At 66.7% G+C, this 22,272-nt stretch carries 22 protein-coding genes; 4 read left to right on the forward strand and 18 right to left on the reverse strand.

What is annotated here, in order from left to right; translation table 11 throughout:
• Nucleotides 1-13 precede the first annotated feature (13 nt).
• From B0G62_RS03455 to B0G62_RS03480, 6 genes are all read right to left on the reverse strand, one after another.
• Nucleotides 14-1,375, reverse strand: a complete 1,362-nt coding sequence (locus B0G62_RS03455) for a sigma-54-dependent transcriptional regulator (RefSeq protein ID WP_103702499.1) — start codon at nt 1,373-1,375, stop codon at nt 14-16.
• A 58-nt stretch (nt 1,376-1,433) separates the two neighbouring features.
• Nucleotides 1,434-3,413, reverse strand: coding sequence for a sensor histidine kinase (locus B0G62_RS03460; protein ID WP_103702501.1), 1,980 nt, complete (start codon nt 3,411-3,413; stop codon nt 1,434-1,436).
• A 235-nt stretch (nt 3,414-3,648) separates the two neighbouring features.
• A complete protein-coding gene (locus B0G62_RS03465) occupies nt 3,649-4,983 on the reverse strand; it encodes a dicarboxylate/amino acid:cation symporter (protein ID WP_103702502.1) in 1,335 nt (444 codons plus the stop codon).
• 364 nt (nt 4,984-5,347) lie between these two features.
• A complete protein-coding gene (lipA, locus tag B0G62_RS03470; RefSeq protein ID WP_103702504.1) occupies nt 5,348-6,352 on the reverse strand; it encodes a lipoyl synthase in 1,005 nt (334 codons plus the stop codon).
• A gap of 61 nt (nt 6,353-6,413) precedes the next feature.
• Nucleotides 6,414-7,283, reverse strand: a complete 870-nt coding sequence (lipB, locus tag B0G62_RS03475) for a lipoyl(octanoyl) transferase LipB (RefSeq protein ID WP_103702506.1) — start codon at nt 7,281-7,283, stop codon at nt 6,414-6,416.
• A gap of 142 nt (nt 7,284-7,425) precedes the next feature.
• Nucleotides 7,426-7,752: a DUF2917 domain-containing protein gene (locus B0G62_RS03480; RefSeq protein WP_103702508.1), complete on the reverse strand. Its 327-nt coding sequence runs from the start codon at nt 7,750-7,752 to the stop codon at nt 7,426-7,428.
• Nucleotides 7,753-7,851: 99 nt separating this feature from the next.
• Between B0G62_RS03480 and B0G62_RS03485 the strand changes: the two genes are divergently transcribed.
• Nucleotides 7,852-8,829, forward strand: coding sequence for a transcriptional regulator GcvA (locus B0G62_RS03485; protein WP_103702510.1), 978 nt, complete (start codon nt 7,852-7,854; stop codon nt 8,827-8,829).
• Between the two features lie 72 nt (nt 8,830-8,901).
• Here the strand turns inward: B0G62_RS03485 and B0G62_RS03490 are convergent, their stop codons facing one another.
• The 10 genes from B0G62_RS03490 to B0G62_RS03535 all read right to left on the reverse strand — a co-directional run bounded on the left by B0G62_RS03490 (nt 8,902) and on the right by B0G62_RS03535 (nt 18,093).
• The gene (locus B0G62_RS03490) at nt 8,902-9,198 is read right to left on the reverse strand and encodes a DUF493 family protein (RefSeq protein ID WP_103702512.1); all 297 of its coding nucleotides are present in this window, start codon (nt 9,196-9,198) and stop codon (nt 8,902-8,904) included.
• On the reverse strand, nt 9,195-10,190 hold the full coding sequence (locus B0G62_RS03495; protein ID WP_103702514.1) for a D-amino acid aminotransferase: 996 nt from the start codon (nt 10,188-10,190) through the stop codon (nt 9,195-9,197). The genes B0G62_RS03490 and B0G62_RS03495 overlap by 4 nt, the downstream gene beginning before the upstream one ends.
• A gap of 21 nt (nt 10,191-10,211) precedes the next feature.
• On the reverse strand, nt 10,212-11,414 hold the full coding sequence (locus tag B0G62_RS03500) for a D-alanyl-D-alanine carboxypeptidase family protein (RefSeq protein ID WP_103702516.1): 1,203 nt from the start codon (nt 11,412-11,414) through the stop codon (nt 10,212-10,214).
• A gap of 347 nt (nt 11,415-11,761) precedes the next feature.
• Nucleotides 11,762-12,394: an alpha/beta hydrolase gene (locus tag B0G62_RS03505; protein ID WP_103702518.1), complete on the reverse strand. Its 633-nt coding sequence runs from the start codon at nt 12,392-12,394 to the stop codon at nt 11,762-11,764.
• A 38-nt stretch (nt 12,395-12,432) separates the two neighbouring features.
• Nucleotides 12,433-12,768 carry a (2Fe-2S) ferredoxin domain-containing protein gene (locus B0G62_RS03510; protein WP_103702520.1) on the reverse strand — a complete coding sequence of 112 codons (336 nt, stop codon included), beginning with the start codon at nt 12,766-12,768 and terminating at the stop codon, nt 12,433-12,435.
• 212 nt (nt 12,769-12,980) lie between these two features.
• Nucleotides 12,981-14,207 carry a VanZ family protein gene (locus tag B0G62_RS03515; RefSeq protein WP_103702522.1) on the reverse strand — a complete coding sequence of 409 codons (1,227 nt, stop codon included), beginning with the start codon at nt 14,205-14,207 and terminating at the stop codon, nt 12,981-12,983.
• A 48-nt stretch (nt 14,208-14,255) separates the two neighbouring features.
• Entirely contained in the window at nt 14,256-14,906 is a 651-nt protein-coding gene (locus tag B0G62_RS03520) for an ABC-type transport auxiliary lipoprotein family protein (protein ID WP_103702524.1), read from the reverse strand.
• Nucleotides 14,907-14,982: 76 nt separating this feature from the next.
• The gene (locus tag B0G62_RS03525; protein WP_103702526.1) at nt 14,983-15,948 is read right to left on the reverse strand and encodes an MlaD family protein; all 966 of its coding nucleotides are present in this window, start codon (nt 15,946-15,948) and stop codon (nt 14,983-14,985) included.
• A gap of 88 nt (nt 15,949-16,036) precedes the next feature.
• A complete protein-coding gene (locus tag B0G62_RS03530) occupies nt 16,037-16,963 on the reverse strand; it encodes an ABC transporter ATP-binding protein (protein ID WP_407671101.1) in 927 nt (308 codons plus the stop codon).
• Complete coding sequence (locus tag B0G62_RS03535) at nt 16,960-18,093, reverse strand: MlaE family ABC transporter permease (protein ID WP_103702528.1); 1,134 nt, start codon at nt 18,091-18,093, stop codon at nt 16,960-16,962. Before B0G62_RS03535 ends, B0G62_RS03530 begins: the two co-directional genes overlap by 4 nt.
• A gap of 379 nt (nt 18,094-18,472) precedes the next feature.
• On the opposite strand from B0G62_RS03535, the gene B0G62_RS03540 reads away from it, so the two are divergent.
• From B0G62_RS03540 to B0G62_RS03550, 3 genes are read left to right on the forward strand one after another with little or no spacing between them, the layout of a single operon-like run.
• Nucleotides 18,473-19,390, forward strand: coding sequence for a biotin--[acetyl-CoA-carboxylase] ligase (locus B0G62_RS03540; RefSeq protein WP_103702530.1), 918 nt, complete (start codon nt 18,473-18,475; stop codon nt 19,388-19,390).
• Nucleotides 19,387-20,247, forward strand: a complete 861-nt coding sequence (locus B0G62_RS03545; protein WP_103702532.1) for a type III pantothenate kinase — start codon at nt 19,387-19,389, stop codon at nt 20,245-20,247. Before B0G62_RS03540 ends, B0G62_RS03545 begins: the two co-directional genes overlap by 4 nt.
• Nucleotides 20,248-20,299: 52 nt before the next feature.
• Complete coding sequence (locus B0G62_RS03550) at nt 20,300-20,539, forward strand: hypothetical protein (protein ID WP_103702534.1); 240 nt, start codon at nt 20,300-20,302, stop codon at nt 20,537-20,539.
• A 64-nt stretch (nt 20,540-20,603) separates the two neighbouring features.
• Here B0G62_RS03550 and rfaE2 read toward each other — a convergent pair whose 3' ends face one another.
• Nucleotides 20,604-21,089, reverse strand: coding sequence for a D-glycero-beta-D-manno-heptose 1-phosphate adenylyltransferase (rfaE2, locus tag B0G62_RS03555; protein WP_103702536.1), 486 nt, complete (start codon nt 21,087-21,089; stop codon nt 20,604-20,606).
• 137 nt (nt 21,090-21,226) lie between these two features.
• Nucleotides 21,227-22,093 (reverse strand): ferritin family protein, encoded by an 867-nt coding sequence (locus B0G62_RS03560; RefSeq protein WP_103702538.1) that lies wholly within the window; start codon nt 22,091-22,093, stop codon nt 21,227-21,229.
• Nucleotides 22,094-22,272: the final 179 nt, after the last annotated feature.

Consider the following 22,272-nt stretch of genomic DNA (forward strand, 5'->3'; position numbering starts at 1 on the left):
CCGCCGCCCGCCATCACCCGCGCGTTTCGCTGTCCTGCCGCGCAACCAGCCCATAACGCCGGATCTTCTCGTACAGCGTGGCCTTCGCCATCTGCAGGCGCTCGGCGGCCTGGGCGACCGCGCCGTGCGTCTGCTGCAAGGCATCGGCGATCAGCGCGCGCTCGTACTGCTCGACGCGCTCCTTGAGCGGCAGCGCATCGTCCGCGCCAGCCTGCGAGGGCGGCGCGACATCGTCGGGAATCCCCAATACATAACGGTCCGCCGCGTTGCGCAGCTCGCGCACATTGCCGGGCCAGTCGCGCTGCGCGAGGCGCATGCGGTCGCGCTCGGTCAAGAGCGGCGCAGGCCGCTGGTAGCGCACCGCCGCGTCCAGCAGAAAATGCTCGAACAGCGGCACGATATCCTCGCGACGCTCGCCGAGCGGCGGCAGTGCAATCGTCACCACGTTCAGCCGATACAGCAGGTCGCGCCGGAACGTGCCCGCCGCGACGTGTTCGTTCATGTCGCCCTTGGCCGCCGCGACCACGCGCAGATCGACCCGCACCGGCTGATTCGAGCCCAGCCGCTCCAGCACGCCGTCCTGCAGCACGCGCAGCAGCTTCACCTGAAGCGCGAGCGGCATGCTCTCGATCTCGTCGAGAAAGAGCGTGCCGCCCGCCGCATGTTCGAGCTTGCCGATCCGGCGTTTGGCCGCGCCCGTGAAGGCGCCCTGCTCGTAGCCGAACATCTCCGACTCGAACATCGGCTCGGGCAGCGCGCCGCAGTTCACCGCGACGAAGGGCTTGTCGCGGCGCGGCGACAGCTCGTGCAGACTGCGCGCGATCAGTTCCTTGCCCGCGCCCGTGTCGCCGTTGATGAGCACGGACGCGTCGGTCGGCGCGACGTTCGCGATCAGCCGGCGCACCTGCTCGATCGCCGGACTCTTGCCGATGATGCGCGGCGCGAGCGTGTTCTGCCCCGCCAGTTCGCGGCGCAGCGCGAGGTTTTCGAGTATCAGCGTGCGGCGCTCAAGCGCGCGGCGCACGGTCTCGATCAACCGCTCCGAAGCGAAGGGCTTTTCGATGAAGTCGTAGGCGCCGTCGCGCATCGCCTGCACGGCCATCGAGATATCGCCGTGACCGGTGACAAGGATCACGGGCACGTCGGGCGCGCGCTCGTGGCACTGCGCAAGCAGGTCCAGGCCGCTCATGCCCGGCAAGCGGATGTCGCTCACCACGATGCCCGGAAAGCCTGCATCGACCAGCGGCAGCGCGGCTTCGGCGTTCGCGTAGCCGGTGGCATCGAGGCCCGCGAGTTGCAGGCTCTGCACGCCGGCTCGGCGCACCAGTTCGTCGTCCTCGATATAAAGCACCCGGCCGGGCGTTGGACTGACCATGTTCGTTCCGTCTTCCTTGTTTCTTTGTGCCGATACGGCTTAAAACGCGGCGTCAAAGCTACGCGCGCGGCGCGTCCGCAGTGCCGGCGTTGTTGCCCGCGCGGTTTCCCGCGCGGTTTCCCGTCACATCGCCCGCCGCCGCATTCACGCGCGAGCGCCGCAGCGTCAGCACGAACACCGCGCCGTCAGCCGCATTGTGCGCCGTGAGCGCGCCGCCGCAGTCGCGCGCGATCGACGAGGAAATCGCGAGACCCAGCCCCAGGCCCTGCCCCATTTCCTTCGTCGTGAAAAACGGCTCGAAGAGGCGCGGCATGACATCGGCGGGAATCCCCGGTCCATTGTCGCGCACCGATATTTCCAGCGTCGCCGGCTGCGCCCGCACGTCGATGACGATGCATGGCGCAGGCAAGCCCGCCACCGCGTCGAGCGCATTGCCGATCAGATTGATGAGCACCTGTTCGAGGCGCAGATCGTCACATTGCGCAATCAGTTCGGGATACTCACCATGCGGATCGAGCGCCGTGCTCGCGGCGTCGCCATCGGTGAGCGTGAGTTCGACGCGCACGCCTTCGAGCCGCTTGCCGAGCAGCGCGAGCGCATTGCGCACGGCGCGCGCCACCGGCGAGCGCTGTCCGCGCGGCTTCGCGCGCCCGACGAACAGCTTGAGCTGATTGACGATCTTGCCCATGCGCTCCGTGAGCGAGCCGATCGCCTCCAGGTTCTCGTGCGCCGCGTCGTACTGGCCGCGCTCCAGAAACACGCGCGTGTTGTCCGAGAAGCTGCGCAGCGCCGCGAGCGGCTGATTCAGCTCGTGCGTGATGCCCGCCGCCATCTGCCCGAGCGCGGCCAGCTTGCTCGCCTGGATCAACTCGTCCTGGGTCGCGCGCAACTCCTGTTCGGTGCGGGTGCGCTCGGCGACTTCGCGTTGCAGGCGCTCGTTGGCCTGCGAGAGATCGACGGTGCGCTCGGCCACGCGGTCGTTGAGCATCGCGTAGGCCTTTTGCAGCATCGCGCGGCTCTTCACCACTTCCCGCACACGCGCGCGGCGCATGCGCCAGTAGAACGCCAGCAGGCACAGCGACACATAGCCGAAGCCCGTCATGATGGTGGCGTTGCGCGCGGCGTCGAGCACCGGCGCGACCGGCGACATCGTCACCAGATGCCAGTCGGGTTCGCCCAGCGCGCGGCGCGTCTCCAGATAGCGCGGCGCGCGCAAGCCGCTGCCGATGCGCACGATATCGGCGTCGCCCTCCAGCACGCGCTCGACGCTCGCGGGCAGCGGCGCGATGTCCTGGCGCGCGTACTGGCGCGTCTGGTCGATCGACGCCACGACGTCGGTCGGCAGCGGCCTCACCGTGCGGTACTTCCACGCGGGCACCGAAGAGAGAAAGATTACGCCGTGGTCGTCGGTGACGAGCAGCGGCTCGGAGGCGTCCGAGCCCGGAAACCATTCGAGATTGAGCTTCACCACCGCCACGCCGACGATCTGGCCGTTGCGCCGCACCGGCTGCGAGATGTAGTAGCCCGGATCGCGCGAGATCGTGCCGATGCCGAAGAAACGCCCGACATCGCCCTTCGCCGCTTCGATGAAGTACGGCCGGAAGCGGTATTCGACGCCCACGAAGCTGTCCGCGCCGCGCCAGTTGCTGGCCGCGATGCAAATGCCATCGGCGCGGATGATGTAGGTCGTCGTGGCGCGCGCGTGGCGGTTCACGTCTTCGAGATAGCGGTTGGCCGCGGCGACGCGTTCGGGATTGGGATCGGCGAGCACGTCCTGCACGAGCGGATGCGCGCCCACCAGATAGGGCAGCGATTCGTAGCGCTCCAGCGTGCCCTTGAGCGCGGCGGTCGTGCGGTCGCCGCGCACGGCGGCGTTCAGGCGCAGCGCGTCGATGCCGGTCTGCCAGGCGAGCGACCACGCGAGCGCGCACACGAGTGCGAGCCCGATGGCGAGCGCAAACAGCAGGACGAGACGGCGCGTCACGGGCGAGGCTTCCGGATGATCGAGCGGGGATGGATGGGATTGTGGCACACGCATACCGCGCGAGGCGGCCGATCGTGGAAGGCGGTGAACGCCGGAGAATGCGGGGGAGGAAACGGACGACGCATCGACAGCCCTGCATGGGACCAGAGTAAGGCGCTAAAGCGCCAACTCTGGATCGACAGGGGTGAACAACGCGCCGCCCAGCGGCTCGCGCCGCTTACTGCAGGTACAACCGGTACAGCAACCTGGAAGCGGAGCGGCACACAGCGCGCCGCCCGCTCACGCGGACTTACACGCCCGCGCTTTCCTTCACCGCTTCGGACTCGCCCGCCAGCACGGCGCGCAGCTTGTTGCGATCGAGTTCCTTCTCCCATGCCGACACCACGACCGTCGCCACGCCGTTGCCGACGATGTTGGTCAGCGCGCGGCACTCGCTCATGAAACGGTCGATACCGAGAATCAGCACCATGCCCGACAGCGGGATCGTCGGCACCACGGCCAGCGTCGCCGCCAGCGTGATGAAGCCCGCGCCGGTCACGCCGCTGGCGCCCTTCGAGGTCAGCATCGTGACCGCGAGCAGCGTGAGCTGCTGCGTCCACGTGAGGTCGGTGTTGGTCGCCTGGGCGATGAACAGCACCGCCATCGTCATGTAGATGTTGGTGCCGTCGAGGTTGAACGAATAACCGGTCGGCACCACGAGGCCCACCACCGAGCGCGAGCAGCCCAGGCGTTCGAGCTTCTGCATCAGTTGCGGCAGCGCCGATTCCGACGAACTCGTGCCCAGCACGATCAGCAGCTCTTCCTTGATGTAGGAAACGAAGCGGATGATCGAGAAGCCGACGAAGCGCGCGATCACGCCCAGCACGACCAGCACGAACACGATCGAGGTCAGATAGAACGTGCCGATCAGCTTGAGCATCGGCAGGAGCGAGCCCACGCCGTACTTGCCGATGGTGAAGGCCATCGCGCCGAACGCGCCGATCGGCGCCAGCTTCGTGACGATCTTGACGACGCCGAACAGCACGCCCGAAAGCCCGTCGATCAGATCGGTCACCACGCGGCCGCGCTCGCCCAGTTGCGCGAGCACCGCGCCGAACAGCATCGCGACGAGCAGGATCTGAAGGATCTCACCCTGCGCGAACGCCGAGAAGATCGTGTCCGGAATGATGTGCATCAGGAAGTCGACCGAACTCTGGCCGTGCGCCTTTTCGGCGTAGCTCGCCACGGCCTTGGCGTCGAGCGTGCGCACGTCGACGTTGAAGCCCGCGCCCGGCTTGAGCACGTGCGTGGCGATCAGGCCGAGCAGCAGCGCGAAGGTCGAGACGATCTCGAAGTAGAGCAGCGCCTTGCCGCCCACGCGGCCTACCTTCTTCATGTCCTCCATGCCGGCGATGCCGGTCACGACGGTACAGAAGATGATCGGCCCGATCACCATCTTGATGAGCTTGATGAAAGCGTCGCCTAGCGGCTTCATGTCGATGCCGATGGCCGGCCAGTAATGGCCAAGAACCACGCCGACGACGATCGCCACGATCACCTGGAAGTAGAGGACTTTGTGGAGAGGTTTCTTCACTTTGGGTGCCTGCAATGAGTTAAGCCGATGGCCGCGCTTTTCGAGCGCCATGCCGCGACAGATCGAAACGGGGGGAATCAGCGAAACCGGCAGAGGTAATCGGACATCGGCTGTCTCCTGTGGACCAGAATTGCCGCTTTAGCGGCTTACTCCGGTCCCATACATCGCTGCTGTTTTTTATGTCGCGGCCGGGGGTTGGCCGCGCGCTCTTATTTGCAAGGTTGATGCCAGCGGCGCAAAGCCCCGTCAGCCTTGATTTACAAGGCTTTTGGGCGAGCCATGCCAAGGCCCAATCTGGATTTCCAGAAATGCGGATTGAATGCGTCCGGGAATCCGGAAGGACAGACCCAAAAGCGGACGCAAAAAAGCCCGCGCGAGGCGGGCTTTCTCAGGAGACGAACGAGACGCAGCGGGGTTACACCACGCCCGCGCCGTGCGCCTGCAGATCGGCGTGATAGCTCGAACGCACCATCGCGCCAACGGCCGCGTGCGTGAAGCCCATCTTGTACGCCTCTTCCTCGTACATCTTGAAGGTATCGGGATGCACGTACGAGCGCACCGGCAGGTGGTGTTCCGAAGGCTGGAGATACTGGCCGATCGTCAGCATGTCGACGTCGTGCGCGCGCAGGTCGCGCATCACCTGGAGGATTTCTTCCTCGGTTTCGCCCAGACCCACCATCAGGCCCGACTTGGTCGCGACTTCGGGATGCAGCGCCTTGAAGTCCTTGAGCAGTTTGAGCGAGTGCGCGTAATCCGAACCCGGGCGCGCTTCCTTGTAGAGGCGCGGCACCGTTTCGAGGTTGTGGTTCATCACGTCCGGCGGCGCGGCGTTGAGGATGCCGATCGCGCGGTCCAGACGGCCGCGGAAGTCCGGCGTGAGGATTTCGATGCGGGTTTCCGGCGAATGCTCGCGCACCTGGCGGATGCATTCGACGAAGTGGCCGGCGCCGCCGTCACGCAGGTCGTCGCGGTCCACGCTCGTGATCACGACGTACTTGAGCTTCAGCGCGCCGATGGTGCGCGCGAGGTTGCCCGGTTCTTCCGGATCGAGCGGATCGGGACGGCCGTGGCCCACGTCGCAGAACGGGCAGCGGCGCGTGCACTTGTCGCCCATGATCATGAACGTCGCCGTGCCCTTGCCGAAGCATTCGCCGATGTTCGGGCAGCTCGCTTCCTCGCACACCGTATGCAGGTTGTGCTCGCGCAGAATGTTCTTGATCTCGTAGAAACGCGAGTTGCCCGTGGCCGCCTTCACGCGGATCCAGTCGGGCTTCTTGAGCTTCTCGATGGGAATGATCTTGATGGGAATGCGCGCGGTCTTGGCCTGCGCTTTCTGCTTCGCGGTGGCGTCGTAGGGAACGGCGTCGGCACCGGGATTCGCTGCGGAATTCGTTGCGGGGTTGGCAATCACGTCAGTCATGCTTTCGATCCAGTCAGGCCGCCGGGGAACGCCAGCCTGCGGTTGTGGCGGTTGCCCGCCTTCAGACCGCGCGAGCGGCCGGGTCCACGGCGGCCGCTTCGGCCGCGGGGTCTGCGACAGCCGCTTCGGCTGCCTGAAGAGTTTCTGCTTGCGGCGTTGATCGCGCCGTTGCTTGCGCCGCTGCCTGCACCGTCTCGCTGTCCTTCGCGGCAAGCGCGGCGGCATGAGCAGCCAAGTTCGCTTCGAGCCGCGCCGCGAGCGTTTGCGCCGCTTCGCGCCACGTCGCGCGTGCGCCGAGCGTCGCCATATCGACAGTTTCAAGGCCCGCATAGCCGCAAGGATTGATCGCGAGGAACGGGCTCAGATCCATCGACACGTTCAGGCTCACGCCGTGGTAACTGCAGCCGTTGCGGATCTTCAGGCCGAGCGCCGCGACCTTGGCGCCACGGTGGGCCGCGCTCTCGCCAGGCGCGTCATCTGGCACGTAAATGCCGGGCGCGCCGTCCTTGCGCTCACCGGCGAGATTATACGCCGCCAGTGTTTCGATCACGGCCTGCTCGATGAGCGTGACAAGCTCGCGCACCATCAGCTTCCGGCGGCGCAGATCGAGCAACAGATAGGCCACCACCTGCCCCGGCCCGTGATACGTGATCTGGCCGCCACGGTCGATCTGCACGAGCGGGATGCCGCTGTTGGCGATCAGCAGATGCTCGGGCTTGCCGGCCTGGCCGAGCGTGAAAACGCCCGGATGCTCGACCAGCCAGATTTCGTCGGGCGTGTTCGCGTCGCGTTGCGCGGTGAACGCGCGCATGGCGTCGAAACTGATCGGGTAAGGCTCGGTGCCGCGCCAGCGCAGGACGATCGGTTCTGCGATCGGCGCAGTGACGGGGTCGGAGTGATTAAGCGGGGATGAAACCGGTGTGGCGCACATGATTTCCGGAGTTTACCCAATTCGGGACAAGCGCGCCGAGGGGTCTGCGACCCAAAGTATCTTGCGCATGTCGCGAAAAGCGAAACGGGCGCTCCGTCCGGTGAGCGCCCGCCCTTGTGCCAGGCGATGCTTGTACGCAAGGTCAGACCGTACGCCAGCCGTCGCCCGCATGAAACCCGACACGCGCAGCCTGCCGCGCGGCCCAGTCGAGCGCGCGCTCGCCGATGCGCGAAGGCGTCGCGAACGCCACCCAGGCCGCCGTGCCCTGCTCCGCGCCGATCCACAGACGCTCGCCGCGCCGCAGACGCAGCGTATGGCCCGGCTCCAGCCAGTAGTCGGCGGTATCGTCGCTGCGCGTGACCCATACCGCGCCGCAGCGCACCGTCAGCCGGGTGCTGCGCGACACGCGCACCGATGCGACTTGATTTGCCTCGACTTCGAACGTGATATCTGAAGAAATTTCTCTCATTTCAGCCTCCGAATGCCCTGCTCCGATGGCTACAATCGTAGACAACACAAGGGATCGGACAAAACGATCATTTTTCACGGCTATGTGAGAAAAAGTACGATGGACCTGCGCACACTTCCAGCGCTGAACGCCCTCAAGGCCTTCGAAGCCGCCGCTCGCCACGAGAGCTTTTCGCGTGCCGCCGACGAGCTTTTCGTCACCCACGGCGCGGTGAGCCACCAGATTCGCGCGCTCGAAGCCGAACTCGGCGTGGCGCTGTTCGCGCGCGACGGCAAGCGCGTGCGCCTGACCGACACGGGCCGCCGCTACGCGGGCCAGGTGCGCGACGCGCTCGGCCAGCTTGCGCACGCCACCCAGGAAATCCGCGCGGGCGACCGCGACCGGCGCCTGGTCGTGTCGATGCTCTCGTCGTTCGCGGCGCGCTGGGTGACGCCGCGCATCGGCCGTTTCATCGAAGCCCATCCGCAGTGGGACGTCGAACTGCAGTCCACCAATTCGCTCACCGATTTCGCGCGCGACGACGTGGACGTGGCGATCCGCTTCGGCTACGGCCACTATCCGGGCCTCCACGCCGAACTGCTGCTCGACGAAATCTTCTTCCCGGCCTGCTCGCCCGATTTCCGCGACGGCAAGCTGCCTGCGGACCCGCGTGAAATGACCAGGCTGCCGCTCTTGCGCTCCGACGACGAACTCTGGCGGCCGTGGTTTGACGCCGCTGGGCTGCAGGACATGCCCGAGCCCAAGCGCGGCGTGCTCTACCAGGATTCGTCGAACCTGCTGCAGGCCGCGATGGACGGCCAGGGCATCGCGCTCGTGCGCCGCTCGCTCGCGATGCACGAGATCACGCGCGGGCGCCTCGTGCGCCTGTTCAAGGACATCGACGGGCCAAGCCCGTGGCGCTACTACTTCATCAGCACGCCGCAGCGCCTGCAGACCGAGCGCGTGCAGACGTTCCGCGCATGGGTGTTCGACGAAGTGGCGCGTTTCAGGCGCCTCTACGAGGACGCCTGCGAAGCCGGGCCGCTGATGACGGCCGCCGCAGCAGCCCTGCGCGCGAGCGAAGGCGATACGGTCTAGATACCGCCGCGCAAACAAAAGGGCTGCCCGGAAGCAACCCTTTTTGCACGACTCGACGCCTCGCGCCGGTCTTTACAGCACGATCTTCACCATCGGATGGCCGGTGAGCGCGCGGTAAATATCGTCCAGATGCGCCTGGCTCGTCGTGCGCACCGTCACCGTGAGACCGATGTAGTTGCCGCCGCTCGACGGGCGCTTTTCGATGGTCGTTTCGTCGAAACCGCCGTCGAATTCGCGCAGCACCGCGATCATGGTCGATTCGAATTCCGGATGCGTCTTGCCCATCACCTTGATGGGGAAATCGCACGGGAATTCGATCAGCGATTCCCTGGCTTCGGCGCCAGCGCCGATCACTTGTGTTGCAGTCATTTTTCCACTTCCTGTAGCTTGGCTCGCCTGGCTCGCCGGCTTTCACGCACCGCACGCGCCTCATGCGCTTTCGCACGCTGATACGCCTCGTAGAGCGCGGCATAAACCGGCCCCGGTTTGCCGTTGCCCACCGCTGCGCCGTCCAGCGCGACCACGGGCAAGATTTCCTTGGTCGCCGAGGATACCAGCAGTTCGTCGGCGTCACGCAGCGCCGCTTCGTCGATCTCGCGCGCTTCGAAGCGCAGGCCGCAGTCCAGCGCCAGCTCCTCGATCAGCCCATAGCGGATGCCTTCGAGAATCTTGTTGCTGCGCGGCGGCGCGTAGAGCGCGCCGTCCTTCACGACCCACACGTTCGACGACGACGCCTCGGTCACCCAGCCGTCGCGCAACTGGATCGTCTCGAACACGCCATGCTCGACGGCGTTCTGCGCCATCAGCACATTGCCGAGCAGCGAAGTCGCCTTGATATCGCAGTTCAGCCAGCGGCGATCTTCGGCCGTTACGCACGCCACGCCCGCCGCGCGCTGCGCGTCGCCGGGCATCACGAGCGGATTGACCATCACGAACACCGTGGGCGTGATACCGGCCGGAAACGCGTGGCCGCGCTTCGCGACACCGCGCGTCACCTGGACATAGACGTTCGCATGTGCATCGCGCGCGAGCGCCCCCGCCGCTTCGTTCGCCTCGATCACGCGCGCGATCAGCGCGCGCCAGCCCGCTTCGTCAAACGGATTGGCGATGCCCACCTTGTCGAGCGAGCGCGCGAGCCGCGCGAGATGCTGGGCGATGCGAAACGGCACGCGCACCTTTTCCAGCGCACCGGACTCATCCCCGGCTTCGAGCACATAGACGGGCACCACCTCATAGATGCCGTCGCCGAAGATAAAGCCGCGGTCGAGCACCGGCACGCGCGCTTCGGAAAGCGGCGTGAGTTCGCCGTTGAGCCAGACGATGGGCTCGGCGGCTTCGTTCGTCGTCGAAGTCGGGGACATGGGCGTCGGGTGGCTCGCGAATTACTTCTTCTTGTTGAACATGAGCATCAGCGAATCCCACACGCGGCCCACGATGCCGGCCTGCGGCACGGCGTCGAGCGCGACCAGCGGGAACTGCGCGAGCACCTTGCCGTCAGCGCCGACGAACTTCGCCGTGCCGACCTGCTGGCCGTTCGCGAGCGGCGCGATCAGCGGGCTGGTGATCTCGACCTGCGGCTTGGCCTTGTCGGCCGCGCCCTTCGGCAGCGTCACGTATTGATCCTTCTTCACGCCGACCTTCACGCTGTCCGCCGCGCCCTTGTACACGCGCGGCGTGGCGACGGCCTGGTTCGCGCCGTAGATGCGCGTGGTGTCGTAGGCGCTATAGCCGTAGTTGAGCATCTTCAGGCTGTCCTGCACCCGGTCGTGCTCTTTCTGCTCGCCCATCATCACCGAGACCAGACGGCGATCGCCGCCGCCCGCCATCGGGCGCTTGGCCGATGCGATCAGGCAGTAGCCCGCGGCTTGCGTGTGGCCGGTCTTCAGACCGTCGACCGTCGGGTCGATCCACAGCAGGCGGTTGCGGTTCGGCTGCTTGATGTTGTTGTACTTGAACTCCTTCACCGAGAAGATGCTGTAGTACTCGGGATAGTCGCGAATCAGGCGCGCGGACAGCGTGGCGAGGTCGCCGGCCGTCGTGTAGTGATTCGGGTCGGGCATCCCGTTCACGTCGGCGAAATGCGTGTGCGACATGCCGAGCTTCTGCGCTTCGGCGTTCATCATGTTGACGAAGTTCGACTCGCTGCCGCCGACCAGTTCGGCCAGCGCGATGGCCGCGTCGTTGCCCGACTGGATGATCATGCCGTAGACGAGATCGTGCACGGACACCGGCTTGTTCGCCTCGATGAACATGCGCGATTCGTCGGTCTTCACGCGGCGCACGGCTTCGCTCGGCGTGACGATCTGCTCCATCGAGATCTTCTTGGTCTGCAGCGCCTCGAACGTGAGGTACGCCGTCATCAGCTTGGTGAGCGAGGCGGGTTCGACACGCTCGTCAGCGTTGCCCGACGCGAGCACCTGGTTGGCGGTCGCGTCGACGAGCACCCACGAGCGCGCGTTCACTGCGGGCGGCGGCACCTGCGCGAAGGCCGATGCGCTCGCGAGCAGCGTGGCGCCGAGCGTGAGGGTACGAACGATGGAAGGGGAAACGAAAGAGGACTGTTGGCCGTTGGAGAGAAAACGCATAGGTTCAGGTCGGACGGGATTGGGGTCAGGACGAACGGTGCGCGCCATGCGGCGCACAGTCGGGTGAGCCGGAATGCGGCGCCTCGCTCACGCGCCTGAACTCAGTCCAGACGGGCGCGGCTGCCGCAAAAAGAGCGCTCATTATACGCGTCGCGTAGGGGCGATTTTTGTTGAAGCCGCACGTTTGCGCATACCTGTCGTGCATTTTTCACGCGTCGCGAATTATCCGCTCGTGTTTTTCGGTGTGCTTCTCAACTTTTTCTCAAGGTATTTCTGACGATCGCCTTCGCGCGGCAAACGCGCGCCTTGCAGCAGGCGCGCGCGGCGGCAACAACGTTTATCTACGCTCAACGCCAGGCGTCGACGATGATGCGTTTGAGAACGTGCAGTTTGCGGTGCAGGAAGTGTTCCGCCCCCGGAATCACGACGATCGGCAATTCCTGCTCGCGCGCCCATTCGTACACCGAGAGAATCGGCACGGTGTCGTCGAGTTCGCCATGAATCACGAGCGTGTCCTCGCGCACGGGCGCGACTTCCCAGCGGCTCGCCGCCGTGCCGACGAACACCATGCGCTCGATTTCGCCGCCTGCTTCCTGATAGCGCTTCGCGACGTGCGAGAGCACGAAGGTGCCGAACGAAAAGCCCGCGAGCACCAGCGGCACGTCGCCCTGCCCCGGCTGCGCGCGCATGTAACCGAGCAGTTCGAGCAGATCGTCCTGCTCGCCGATGCCGTTGTCGTGCGTGCCGTCCGTCGTGCCCACGCCGCGAAAATTCGAGCGATACGTCACGTAGCCCAGTTGCACGAGCGTGCGCGCGAGCGTCTGCGCGACCTTGTTGTCCATCGTGCCGCCAAAGAGCGGATGCGGGTGCGCCACGAGCGCGATGCCGCGCACGGGCGTGCCCGCGTCCGGCCGGTCGAGTGCGCATTCGATCTTGCCGACGGGACCGTCGATATGAAACTTCTCGGTTTGTGCGTTCATCGTTCTGCGGTTTTTACGTTTTGCGGGCTGAGCAAGGATCAGACATCCTGGCGGTCGATCAGCAGACGCTCGACCACCTGGCCGTTCTGCAGATGCGAAACGACGATCTCGTCGATATCGCTTTCGTCGATGTAGGTGTACCAGGTGCCTTCGGGATACACCACCACGACCGGGCCTTCCTCGCAGCGGTCGAGGCAGCCCGCCTTGTTGATGCGCACCTGGCCCGGACCCGCGAGGCCCAGTTGCTTGACGCGCTTTTTCGCGTATTCCTGCATCGCCTGGGCGTTGCAGTTCGCGCAGCTCGGCCGCTCGGCGCCGGGATCGCGCTGGTTCAGGCAGAAGAAGACGTGGTGCTTGTAGAAGGAATCGGTCATGGCGTGGGTACCGGTGGGGACGGGTCTGGCCGCAAGGTCGATCAAGCTCGACCAGGCTCGCGCGGCGCGGCCTGCGCGATGCTGCGGCTGCCTGTCAGAGAGAGGTCAATGAAGGGACGTCGCCGATTATAACGAGCGCGGCGCGATCGTTCCCGGCCTGGCGCGGGCGTTGCAGCTTGCTGCATTGGTCCCGTTGCGGCCTCGTTGCAACCTCATTCCTGCCGCGTTCGCGCGCGCCGGGCGAGCCATGCGCGCTCGAGCGAAAACGCCGTCCAGCCGAGCGCGGCCCACGGCCAGATCCAGGCGAGCCAGCGCGCCAGGCCGTTGAAATGCAGATAGCGGCCCTGGCGCCAGTCGGCCAGCACGACATCGAAATAGGGATTCACAGGCAGCAGATTCACCAGCACGAGCGCGACCGCCAGCGCCGCCGTGGCCGCCGCCGCGCGTGCCGTGCGCGGCAGACGCAGCGCCAGAAAAGCGGCGAGCGTGCCCCAGACGAGGCCCGCGAGCGCGCCCGGCGTCGCCCAGTCGAACAGCAGGCCGCTTTGCGACTGCAGGAAGGTCGCGCCCGCCTTCACCACCACCGTGGCCGCGAGCAGCAGCACGATGAGCCGCGCACGCGGCGCGCGCTCGCGCATCGACAGCGAGGCGAAGGCCGCCGCGCCGAACAGATTCAGCATCGTCACGAGCGCTTCCCAGTCGCTCTCGGGCAGGCGCGCGGCGAGCGCATCGGGCAACACGCGCAGATGCCAGCCGGCGGGCGTCCACGCGAGCACGGCATCCTGCATCGACGCGTCGAAGCGCTGCCAGATCGCGCGCGGCCAGTCGCCCATGCCGAACAGGCGCGGCGCGGGAAACATCGTCGCGAACGGCCAGAGCGCGGCCAGCACCATCAGCGCTCCGGCATCGCGCTCGAACCAGCGAAAGCGCAGCCGCCGCAGGAAGCCGCGCTCCAGCAGCGCGCCCGTGAACGGCGCCGCCAGCGCCGCGCCGAGCAGCGCGCCGAACGCATTGGTGGCGAGATCGAGATTCGAGGCGACGCGCGTGGGCAAATACGTCTGCACCGCCTCCATGACGCTTGAAAGCAGCGTGCCGCCGAGCGTCGCCAGCGCGACCGCCCGCAGCCCACGGCAGCGCGGCCATACCGCGAGCACCGCCAGCGCCCCGAACGGCATATAGCCGAGCACGTTGGTGATGACGTCGAAAGCGGTCCAGTAGCGCGGAAAGGGATCGCCAAGGTACGCAAACGGCCCCAGGCCGAGCGAGCGCCAGCCCGAGAACGGATACCAGGACCCGTAGACGATCAGCGCGGCGTAAAGCGCCAACGACTGCCGCGAGAGCGTGGAGGCGTGGCGCGGCAGCACCTCGGGCGCGCGGGCTTCGCGATCGCCGCTCGGTGAAATATCGGGGGGTGGACGGGAAGCGCTGTCGCCGCTCATTTCACTGCTCTTGCCGCAGCCCGCCGCACGCGGCGGGCAAGGCGTACCTCAAGGCGTGCCGGCGAACGACTGCACGCTCAGCCACGCGCCGACCTGGCCCGCGAAATCGTCGCTTGCCGCGCGCAGCGCCGCTGCGCCGCCTGCCGCATCGGGCGAGCCAGCCGGGGCGCGCGCAACAAACGAGCGCTGCGCGATCACCTTGCCGCCCTGCATGAGCGTCGCGCGCGCGGCCAGCACGCCGGAGCTGGAAGTCGAACTGTCGAACACCTGTTCGAACTGGGTCAGCTCGACCTTGAGCATGGGCGCGGGCACGGCGTCGGCGCCCGAGAGCACCGTCGCGCGCGAGGACAGCGAGGTGCGCAGACGCAGCGTGAGCAGGCGCGCGGGCGACATGGTCCAGCGGCTGTTGGCGTAGCGGCTTTCGCGCTGGGCGTCGCCGCTGATGCGATAGAGGATGCCGTCGTTATCGAGCGGCGGCGGCGCGCTCACTTCAAGGATCTTGAGCGGCGGCAACGACGGCGACCCGGGCGGCGCGGCCTGGGCTTCGAGCGGCCCGAGGTCGTAGCGGATATCCGAGAGCGCGGCCTGGTTGCCCGCGCACGCCGCGACCAGCGTGCCGACAGCGCCGATGGCGAGCGCCGCCAGCAAGACGCGGCCAAGGCTGAAAAGCGGGCGTAACGAAGTGGCTTGGCGTGACATGACGATTCCTTCTGTGTGCTGCGCTGTGTGCTGCGGATGGCGACTTGCGGCCTGGGTTGCTGCGGCCCGGCGACGGCTACTTTCCCGCCGCGCCCGCAGGCCACGAAAAGCCCGGCTCGCCCGGCCCCGGCGCGGGCAGCGGCGCGCCGCCGAACAGCAGACTGCGCGGGCTGGTCGTGAAGGTGCCCGCCGCACGGTCCACCGAACGCATCGCGGAGCGCACATCGTCGGTCAGCGAATCGACGCGCGGCAGCGTGTCGTAGCCCACGCGCGCGGAAAGCTCCTGAATCGACTCGTTGATCGACGCCAGCGCCTGCCCCGTCTGCTGCGCCGCCGTGCCGGCCTTGTTCAGGTTGACCTGGAACGGGCCGTCCGGGCGATTCACCATGGTGATGAGCTGGTTGGTCGATTGCAGCGTCTTCTGCAGATCGGCGACCGCGCCCGGCAGGCGCTGCGTCGTCGGCTGCAGTTGCTGCGCGAGCACGTTCACGCTGCTCGCGGCCTGCTGCAGGGTCGCGACGGTCGCCATCACCTGCTTGCGGTTGTCTTCGCTGAGCATCTGATCGACGTCGCTGGCGATATTGTCGAGCTTGCGCAGCAGCGCGTCGCCGCGTCGCTGGAGTTGGTCGAGCAGACCGGGGCGCAGCGGAATCTCGGCGATGTTCTTGTCCGACGACGGCAGCGGCGAAAGATCGAGATTGTTATCGTCGAGTTGCACGAAGGCGATGCCCGTCACGCCCTGGAGCGCGAGCGTGCCGAAGGTCGAGCGCGTCATCGGCGCTTTCTGGTCGATCAGCACGCGGATGCGGATCTGGCCCGGATGGTTCGCGTCGAACTGGATCGACTGCACCTTGCCCACGTCGATGCCGCGATAGCGCACGGCCGCGTCCGGATAAAGCCCCGTCACGCTGGTGTGCGAGATCAGGTCGTAGGGCACGCGCACCCGATGATCGGCGCTGAAGAAGAAGACCGCCAGCGCGATCGCCGCCAGCAGGCCGATCGTGAAGAGACCGGCCCAGAACGCATGCGGTTTGTTTTCCATCGTCAGATTTCCTCGTTGACGGCTATTTCGATGGCTGCGGCCGCTCCCCGCCCCAACACACTCAATACGCTCAACACGCCCGTCATGTTCAACATGGCTTCACGCCGACCGACGCCGGCGCGAGCGCCGCCGCAGGCAGTTTCGCGCGGCGCTCGGGCGGCAGCGCCTGCAGCGCGCGCCGTCCGCGCATGCCCAGAAAGTATTCGCGGATAAACGGATCGTCCACGCAGGCCGCCTCCTCCACGGGCGCGGCGACCAGCACCTTGCGCTCGGCCAGCACGGCCACGCGCGTGGACAGCGCGACCATCGCGTCCAGATCGTGCGTGACGAGCACGACCGTCAGGCCCAGCGCCCGGTGCAGCGTGCTGATCAGTTCCACCACTTCGTCCGACGAGCGCGGGTCGAGACCCGCCGTCGGTTCGTCGAGAAACAGCAGCTCCGGCTCCAGCACGATCGCGCGCGCCAGGCCCACGCGCTTGACCATGCCGCCCGACAGCGCCGCCGGCATCTTGGAGGCGTGCTTGCACGGCAGGCCCACCATCTCCAGCTTGAGCATCACGATTTCGCGCAGCAGATCGGCAGGCACCTTGCCAAGCTCGCGCACCGGCTGCGCGATGTTGTCGAACACCGACAGCGACGAGAACAGCGCGCCGTGCTGGAACAGCATGCCCGTGCGCGTGCGCATGAGGCGCGCGCGCTCCGGCTCGATCGTCGCAATGTCCTCGCCGAACATCTTGATCGTGCCGGAAGTCGGCTTTTCCAGCCCGAGAATCTGGCGCACGAGCGTGGTCTTGCCCGACCCGGAGCCGCCCACGATGGTGACGATCTCGCCGCGCCGGATATCCAGGTTCAGATGCTGATGGACGATGTTGCGCCCATAGCGTTTGGTGAGATTGCGCACCTCGATGATCGGCTCGCCGATGGCCGGCAACGGCAGGTCTTCCACCGCTTTCCTGAGCGGCGTGCTCATCGCGCCCGTCGTGCTGACCGTACTCATCGCGCCCAACGTACTCATGACAGCCCCACGTTCTGGAACAGGATGGCGAACACGGCGTCGGCGAGGATCACGATGGTGATCGAGGTCACGACCGAGGTGGTCGTGCCTTCGCCGAGACTCTGCGAATTCGCCTTGATCCGAAAGCCGAAGTGACAGCCGACGATACCCACCAGCATGCCGAACGCCACCCCCTTGCCAAGGCCGATCCAGAGATTCGCGATCGGCACCACGCCCGGCAGCGAACGGATAAACCACGACATGTCGATGCCGAGCACGGCCTTGGCCGCGAGCGCGCCGCCGAGCAGCGCGATGATATCGGTCCAGATCACCAGCAGCGGCATGGCCACGCCCAGCGCGATCACGCGCGGCAGGATCAGGCGCAGCCCGTGCGAGATGCCCATCACGCGCATGGCGTCGAGTTCCTCGGTCACGCGCATCACGCCGATCTGCGCCGTGATCGCCGAGCCGGAGCGCCCGGCCACGAGAATCGCCGCCAGCACCGGACCCAGTTCGCGGATCACCGCGAGGCCCAGGATGTTGACGATGAACTGGTTCGCGCCGAAGAGCCGAAGCTGCTGCGCGGACAGATACGACAGCACGATGCCGATCAGGAACGCCACCATCGCCGTGATCGGCAACGCGCGCGCCCCTGCGTTATAGACGTTCGCCGAGATCTCCACCCACGGCGTGGCCTTGGGCCTGCGCAGGATGAAGAGCAGATCGAGCACCACGCGCCCGAGCATCGACAGGCCGCCGTACAGATGATCCCAGAACGAAAAGATGCCGAGGCCGAGCTGCGTGACGGGATCGACGTGCACCACGCGTTCGACTGGCTCGCGCACCGAATCGAGCAGTGCGATGCGCTCGAAGATGTCGCGCTGGGTGTCCGAGAGCGCGACCAGATCGGCGGGCAGCTTGTGGCCCCAGAAGCGCCAGAGCGCCTGGCCGCCCACGTGATCCATGCGCTCGACGTTCGACAGATCCCACTGGCCGATGCGCTCGCCGGCCAGCGCGCGCAGCCGGCGCACCGCGCCGCCCTGTTCGCGGTCGCGCGCGAGCGCAAGCGCAGTCCACTGGCCGGACAGGCGCACGATTTTTCCCTGGTTGCCGGCCGCGATATCGAGGCCGGGCGGTGTCTCTTGAGTCAAGGCGGGGCGCTCGGGCGGGGAGAGATGATCAGTCATTGTAGCGAACGCGCCCTGTTTCGGCGGTAGAGACGCGCACCCGACGCGCACCGCCGCGCTCGCCTGCGCAGGGCTGTGGGCAATGATGTGGATAACCTGTTGGCAGCCTGTGGGCGCGATGTGGAACGATTAGACAGTCAGCGGGCACTCGCCGTGTACCTGAATCTCCGCCTGTGGATGATTCTGTGGATTTCCTGTTGGCTGCTTGTGGATTGGCTGTGAATTGCATAAAAGCAAGCAGATTTGAGCCGCCAGGCGGGCCGGCGGGCGGCCCTCCCCAGCGCCGCTGCCTGCGTGCGGAATGCTTCCGTCAGAGCACAGGCGAGCCACTACAATACGCACCATGAACGCTACCTCCACGTCCCCCGAGACCCCGCGCGCCGACGACTGGCGCATCGACCGCGACCGCGCGGTGACGCTGTTCGGCCCAGCGGCGAATGACTGGCCCATCGAGATCGTCGAGGAAACCGGCTCGACCAACGCCGACCTGATGGCGCGCCTCAAGGCGCTGCCGCGTCGCGCCGACGCGCTCGCGCGGCCGATCGTGCGGGTCGCCTATCTGCAGACCGCCGGCCGTGGCCGGCGCGGCCGCAGCTGGGTCGCCCAGCCCGGCGACGCGCTGCTGTTCTCGCTCGCCTGCGTATTGCCGCGCCCGCTCGAGGGGCTTGCGGGCTTGAGTCTCGCGATCGGTTCGGCGCTGGTGGACGGCCTGCGCACGCTGCCCGTGGCCGCGCCCGGCCAGATCGCGCTGAAATGGCCGAACGATGTGCTGCTCGAAGGCGACAAGCTGGTGGGGATCCTCGTGGAAAGCGCGTGGAGCACGCCGGATGCTTCGGCGGTGGTGATCGGCATCGGCACGAATGTGCGCGGCGCGGACGCGCTCGCAAAGAAGGTGGAGGCGCTCAACGCCGACGCCACGGCGCAACAGGCCGCGCCGGTGCCCGGCACGACGCCCACCGCGCTCTCGCGCGTGTGGCCCGGCGCCAATCTCACCGATGTGCTGGCCGCCGAACTCAACGCGCTCGAAGGCGCGCTGGAGCGCTTTGGCGCCAACGGCTTCGCGCCGTTCCAGGCGCGCTGGAACGCGTGTCACGCCTATGCGGGCCGCGAAATCGCGCTCTACGAACAGGGCGCCGAATTGATGCGCGGCGTGGCCGTGGGCGTGGATGAGCGCGGCCAACTGCTCGTCGATACCCCGCATGGCCGCGAGTCGGTCGCAACCGGCGACGTCTCGCTGAGGCTCGCGGGCGGCGGCGCATGAGTGGCGCGCGGGACGCTGGATCCGCCGGGGCTCCTCCGCTTCTTCTGATCGACGCCGGCAACAGCCGGATCAAGTGGGCGCTCGTCGCCGCCGACGGCGCGCGCCTCTTTGCGGGCGCGGCGAATCATGCCGATGCACCCCACGCGCAGGCAAGCACGGAAACACGCGATTTCGCGGATTGGGCGGCGCTGCCGACGCCTGGCGGCGCGTGGATCTCGAACGTGGCGGGCGCGGCCGTCGCGCAGCGTATCGACGCCGCGCTCGACGCCCACTGGCCGGGCCTCGCGCGCACGGTGATCCGCTCGGCGCAACAGCAATGCGGCGTCACCAACGGCTACACGACGCCCGAGGCGCTCGGCAGCGACCGCTGGGCCGGCATGATCGGCGCGCGCGCGGCGTTTCCCGGCGAACCGCTGTTGATCGCGACTTTCGGCACGGCGACCACGCTCGAAGCGCTGCGCGCCGACGGCACCTTCATCGGCGGTCTGATCGCGCCGGGCTGGACGCTGATGATGCGCTCGCTCGGCGAACACACCGCGCAGTTGCCCGTGCTCGACGCGCATAATGCGCCTGGGCTGGGTGACGCCGCGCAACGTCAGCAAGGCGCGCACGGCAGCGAGACCGCACCGCTCTTCGCGACCGACACGAAGCGCTCGATTGCGGCGGGCTGCGCGCTCGCCCAGGCGGGCCTCGTCGAGCGTGCCTGGGCCGATCTGCAGGATGCGTGGAAAATGCCGGTGCGGCTGGTGGTGAGCGGCGGAGCCGCCACTGAAGCGACAGCGGCGCTCAAGGTGCCGCATACTCGCCACGATGCGCTGGTCCTCGCGGGCCTGGCGCTAATCGCAATGCAATCCTGAGCGTACCAAGGCACGCTCGCTCTCAATAACGATATCGACGGAGCTTCATACGATGCTGCGCGGCCTGATCGCCATTCTGATTCTCGCCAATCTGTTCGCCCTCGGGGCGATTCGCGGCCTGTTCGGGCCGCTGCCCGCGTCGGGCACGCTCGATCGCAAACAACTGAGCCGCCAGATCCATCCAGAAGGCCTGATCGTGCGGGCCATCAAGCCGTCCGAATCGGCGGACGTGCCCATCGTGGGCGGCCCGGTCGCGGACCCGGCCATCCAGTCGACCACGCTCACGCAGTAAGCGTCTGCGATAAAACCCGGGTGCGCGCCTGGACGCGCGCCGGTTCGGGCAGTGAATCCCGCGCTCAGTCCTGTTGCGCGCGCACCTTCTGCAGCAGCTTCGTGGTCGAGCGGTCGTGCTCGAACGCGATCGCCAATGCCTTGCCGCCCCAGCCGCGCACCAGCGCCGACTCGGGCAGCGCGTCCATGTCGTAGTCGCCGCCCTTCACCAGAATGTCCGGACGCACGGCCTCGATCAGCTCGATCGGCGTGCGCTCCGTGAACTGCACTACCCAGTCCACGCTTTCCAGCGCCGCCAGCAGCGCCATGCGGTCGTTCTCGTTGTTGATGGGACGATCGTCGCCCTTGCCAAGCATCTTCACCGACGCATCGCTGTTCACACCGACAACGAGCGTCGCGCCCAGCGCCTTTGCATCGGCGAGATAGGTGACGTGGCCGCGATGCAGGATGTCGAAGACGCCATTGGTGAACACCACCGGACCCGGCAGCGAGGCGCGCAGTTGCGCGAGCGCGTCGCGGGTCGTGATCTTGCGTTCGAAGGATGCGGGCATCGGATGAGACTCGGATAGAGGTGAATCGGATCGGCAAAACGGCCCGGACGCTTGCGCGTGCCGGGCCGTTTTGCGGGTAGCTTCGTGGGTATTCTGCCGCGCGCCGCCGTGGACGCGCGTGGCGATCATGCCGGCACTTAAGCCGGCTGCGCGCCCTGTTCGGCCTGCAGACGCAGCACCACTTCCTTGCGGTAGCGGTTCAGTTCCTGCGCCGTGCTGAAGGTGCGCTCGAACAGGATCGACAGGTTGTGCAGGATACGCTCGACAACCTTCTTCTCCCAGCCGTCGTCGAAGCGGATCTGCTCGTCGAGCCAGCGCTCAAGCCATTCCGGGTCCGGCAGGCGCGACTGGATGGTATCGCGCGGGAACAGCGACTGGTTGACGTGCAGGTTGGTCGGATGCAGCGGCTTTTCGGTACGGCGCGCCGAAGCCATCAGGACACCGATCTTCGCGAATGCCGCGCGCGCCACGTCGCCGGCGTTGTTGAGCGCCTTCTTCATGTAGCGCAGGTAAGCGCCGCCATGACGGGCTTCGTCGCGCGAGATGGTTTCGTAGATGGCCTTGATGACCGGCTCCGTGTGCCATTCGGCGGCACGGCGATACCAGTGGTTCAGGCGGATCTCGCCGCAGAAGTGCAGCATCAGCGTTTCGAGCGGCGGCGCCGGGTCGAACGTGAAGCGCACGGCGTGCAGTTCTTCTTCGGTCGGCACCATTTCCGGCTTGAAGCGGCGCAGGTACTCCATCAGCACGAGCGAGTGCTTCTGTTCCTCGAAGAACCAGACGCTCATGAAGGCGGAAAAGTCGCTGTCATGATGGTTGTCGCGCAGGAACATTTCCGTGGCCGGCAGCGCCGACCATTCGGTGATCGCGTTCATCTTGATGGTCGCGGCCTGCTCGTCGGTCAGGAGCGAGCCGTCGAACTTGTCCCAGGGAATATCCTTCTCCATGTCCCAACGGACCGATTCGAGCGATTTGTAAAGTTCCGGATAAAGCATCGTGTTCATAGTCCCGCCCCTGTTCTGCGCATGACAACTTCGTAGCGTGCTGCCCGCGGCGGCGTGTCCTCACGCGGCCGGCAGGCGAAAAGCATTTAATTTTACGCGGTAACCGGCCCTCTGGACGCAATTGCACAGGCGCTAAACAGATTACTTCCTGTCGAGCAGCAATCCGCCATGCCGGAATG

It is taken from the genome of Paraburkholderia eburnea, from assembly GCF_002917095.1.
In the GTDB taxonomy this organism is placed as follows: Bacteria; Pseudomonadota; Gammaproteobacteria; order Burkholderiales; family Burkholderiaceae; genus Paraburkholderia; species Paraburkholderia eburnea.

Coding starts and splice junctions, on each gene's coding strand:
- B0G62_RS03465 (WP_103702502.1), bottom strand. CDS start 4,983: ATGGCGCTCGAAAAGCGCGGCCATCGGCTTAACTCATTGCAGGCACCC.
- B0G62_RS03495 (WP_103702514.1), bottom strand. CDS start 10,190: ATGTCCCCGACTTCGACGACGAACGAAGCCGCCGAGCCCATCGTCTGG.
- B0G62_RS03505 (WP_103702518.1), bottom strand. CDS start 12,394: ATGAACGCACAAACCGAGAAGTTTCATATCGACGGTCCCGTCGGCAAG.
- B0G62_RS03520 (WP_103702524.1), bottom strand. CDS start 14,906: ATGTCACGCCAAGCCACTTCGTTACGCCCGCTTTTCAGCCTTGGCCGC.
- B0G62_RS03515 (WP_103702522.1), bottom strand. CDS start 14,207: ATGAGCGGCGACAGCGCTTCCCGTCCACCCCCCGATATTTCACCGAGC.
- B0G62_RS03550 (WP_103702534.1), top strand. CDS start 20,300: ATGCTGCGCGGCCTGATCGCCATTCTGATTCTCGCCAATCTGTTCGCC.
- B0G62_RS03530 (WP_407671101.1), bottom strand. CDS start 16,963: ATGAGTACGTTGGGCGCGATGAGTACGGTCAGCACGACGGGCGCGATG.
- B0G62_RS03525 (WP_103702526.1), bottom strand. CDS start 15,948: ATGGAAAACAAACCGCATGCGTTCTGGGCCGGTCTCTTCACGATCGGC.
- lipA (WP_103702504.1), bottom strand. CDS start 6,352: ATGACTGACGTGATTGCCAACCCCGCAACGAATTCCGCAGCGAATCCC.
- B0G62_RS03510 (WP_103702520.1), bottom strand. CDS start 12,768: ATGACCGATTCCTTCTACAAGCACCACGTCTTCTTCTGCCTGAACCAG.
- lipB (WP_103702506.1), bottom strand. CDS start 7,283: ATGTGCGCCACACCGGTTTCATCCCCGCTTAATCACTCCGACCCCGTC.
- B0G62_RS03485 (WP_103702510.1), top strand. CDS start 7,852: ATGGACCTGCGCACACTTCCAGCGCTGAACGCCCTCAAGGCCTTCGAA.
- B0G62_RS03460 (WP_103702501.1), bottom strand. CDS start 3,413: ATGCGTGTGCCACAATCCCATCCATCCCCGCTCGATCATCCGGAAGCC.
- B0G62_RS03480 (WP_103702508.1), bottom strand. CDS start 7,752: ATGAGAGAAATTTCTTCAGATATCACGTTCGAAGTCGAGGCAAATCAA.
- B0G62_RS03545 (WP_103702532.1), top strand. CDS start 19,387: ATGAGTGGCGCGCGGGACGCTGGATCCGCCGGGGCTCCTCCGCTTCTT.
- B0G62_RS03540 (WP_103702530.1), top strand. CDS start 18,473: ATGAACGCTACCTCCACGTCCCCCGAGACCCCGCGCGCCGACGACTGG.
- B0G62_RS03560 (WP_103702538.1), bottom strand. CDS start 22,093: ATGAACACGATGCTTTATCCGGAACTTTACAAATCGCTCGAATCGGTC.
- B0G62_RS03490 (WP_103702512.1), bottom strand. CDS start 9,198: ATGACTGCAACACAAGTGATCGGCGCTGGCGCCGAAGCCAGGGAATCG.
- B0G62_RS03455 (WP_103702499.1), bottom strand. CDS start 1,375: ATGGTCAGTCCAACGCCCGGCCGGGTGCTTTATATCGAGGACGACGAA.
- B0G62_RS03500 (WP_103702516.1), bottom strand. CDS start 11,414: ATGCGTTTTCTCTCCAACGGCCAACAGTCCTCTTTCGTTTCCCCTTCC.
- rfaE2 (WP_103702536.1), bottom strand. CDS start 21,089: ATGCCCGCATCCTTCGAACGCAAGATCACGACCCGCGACGCGCTCGCG.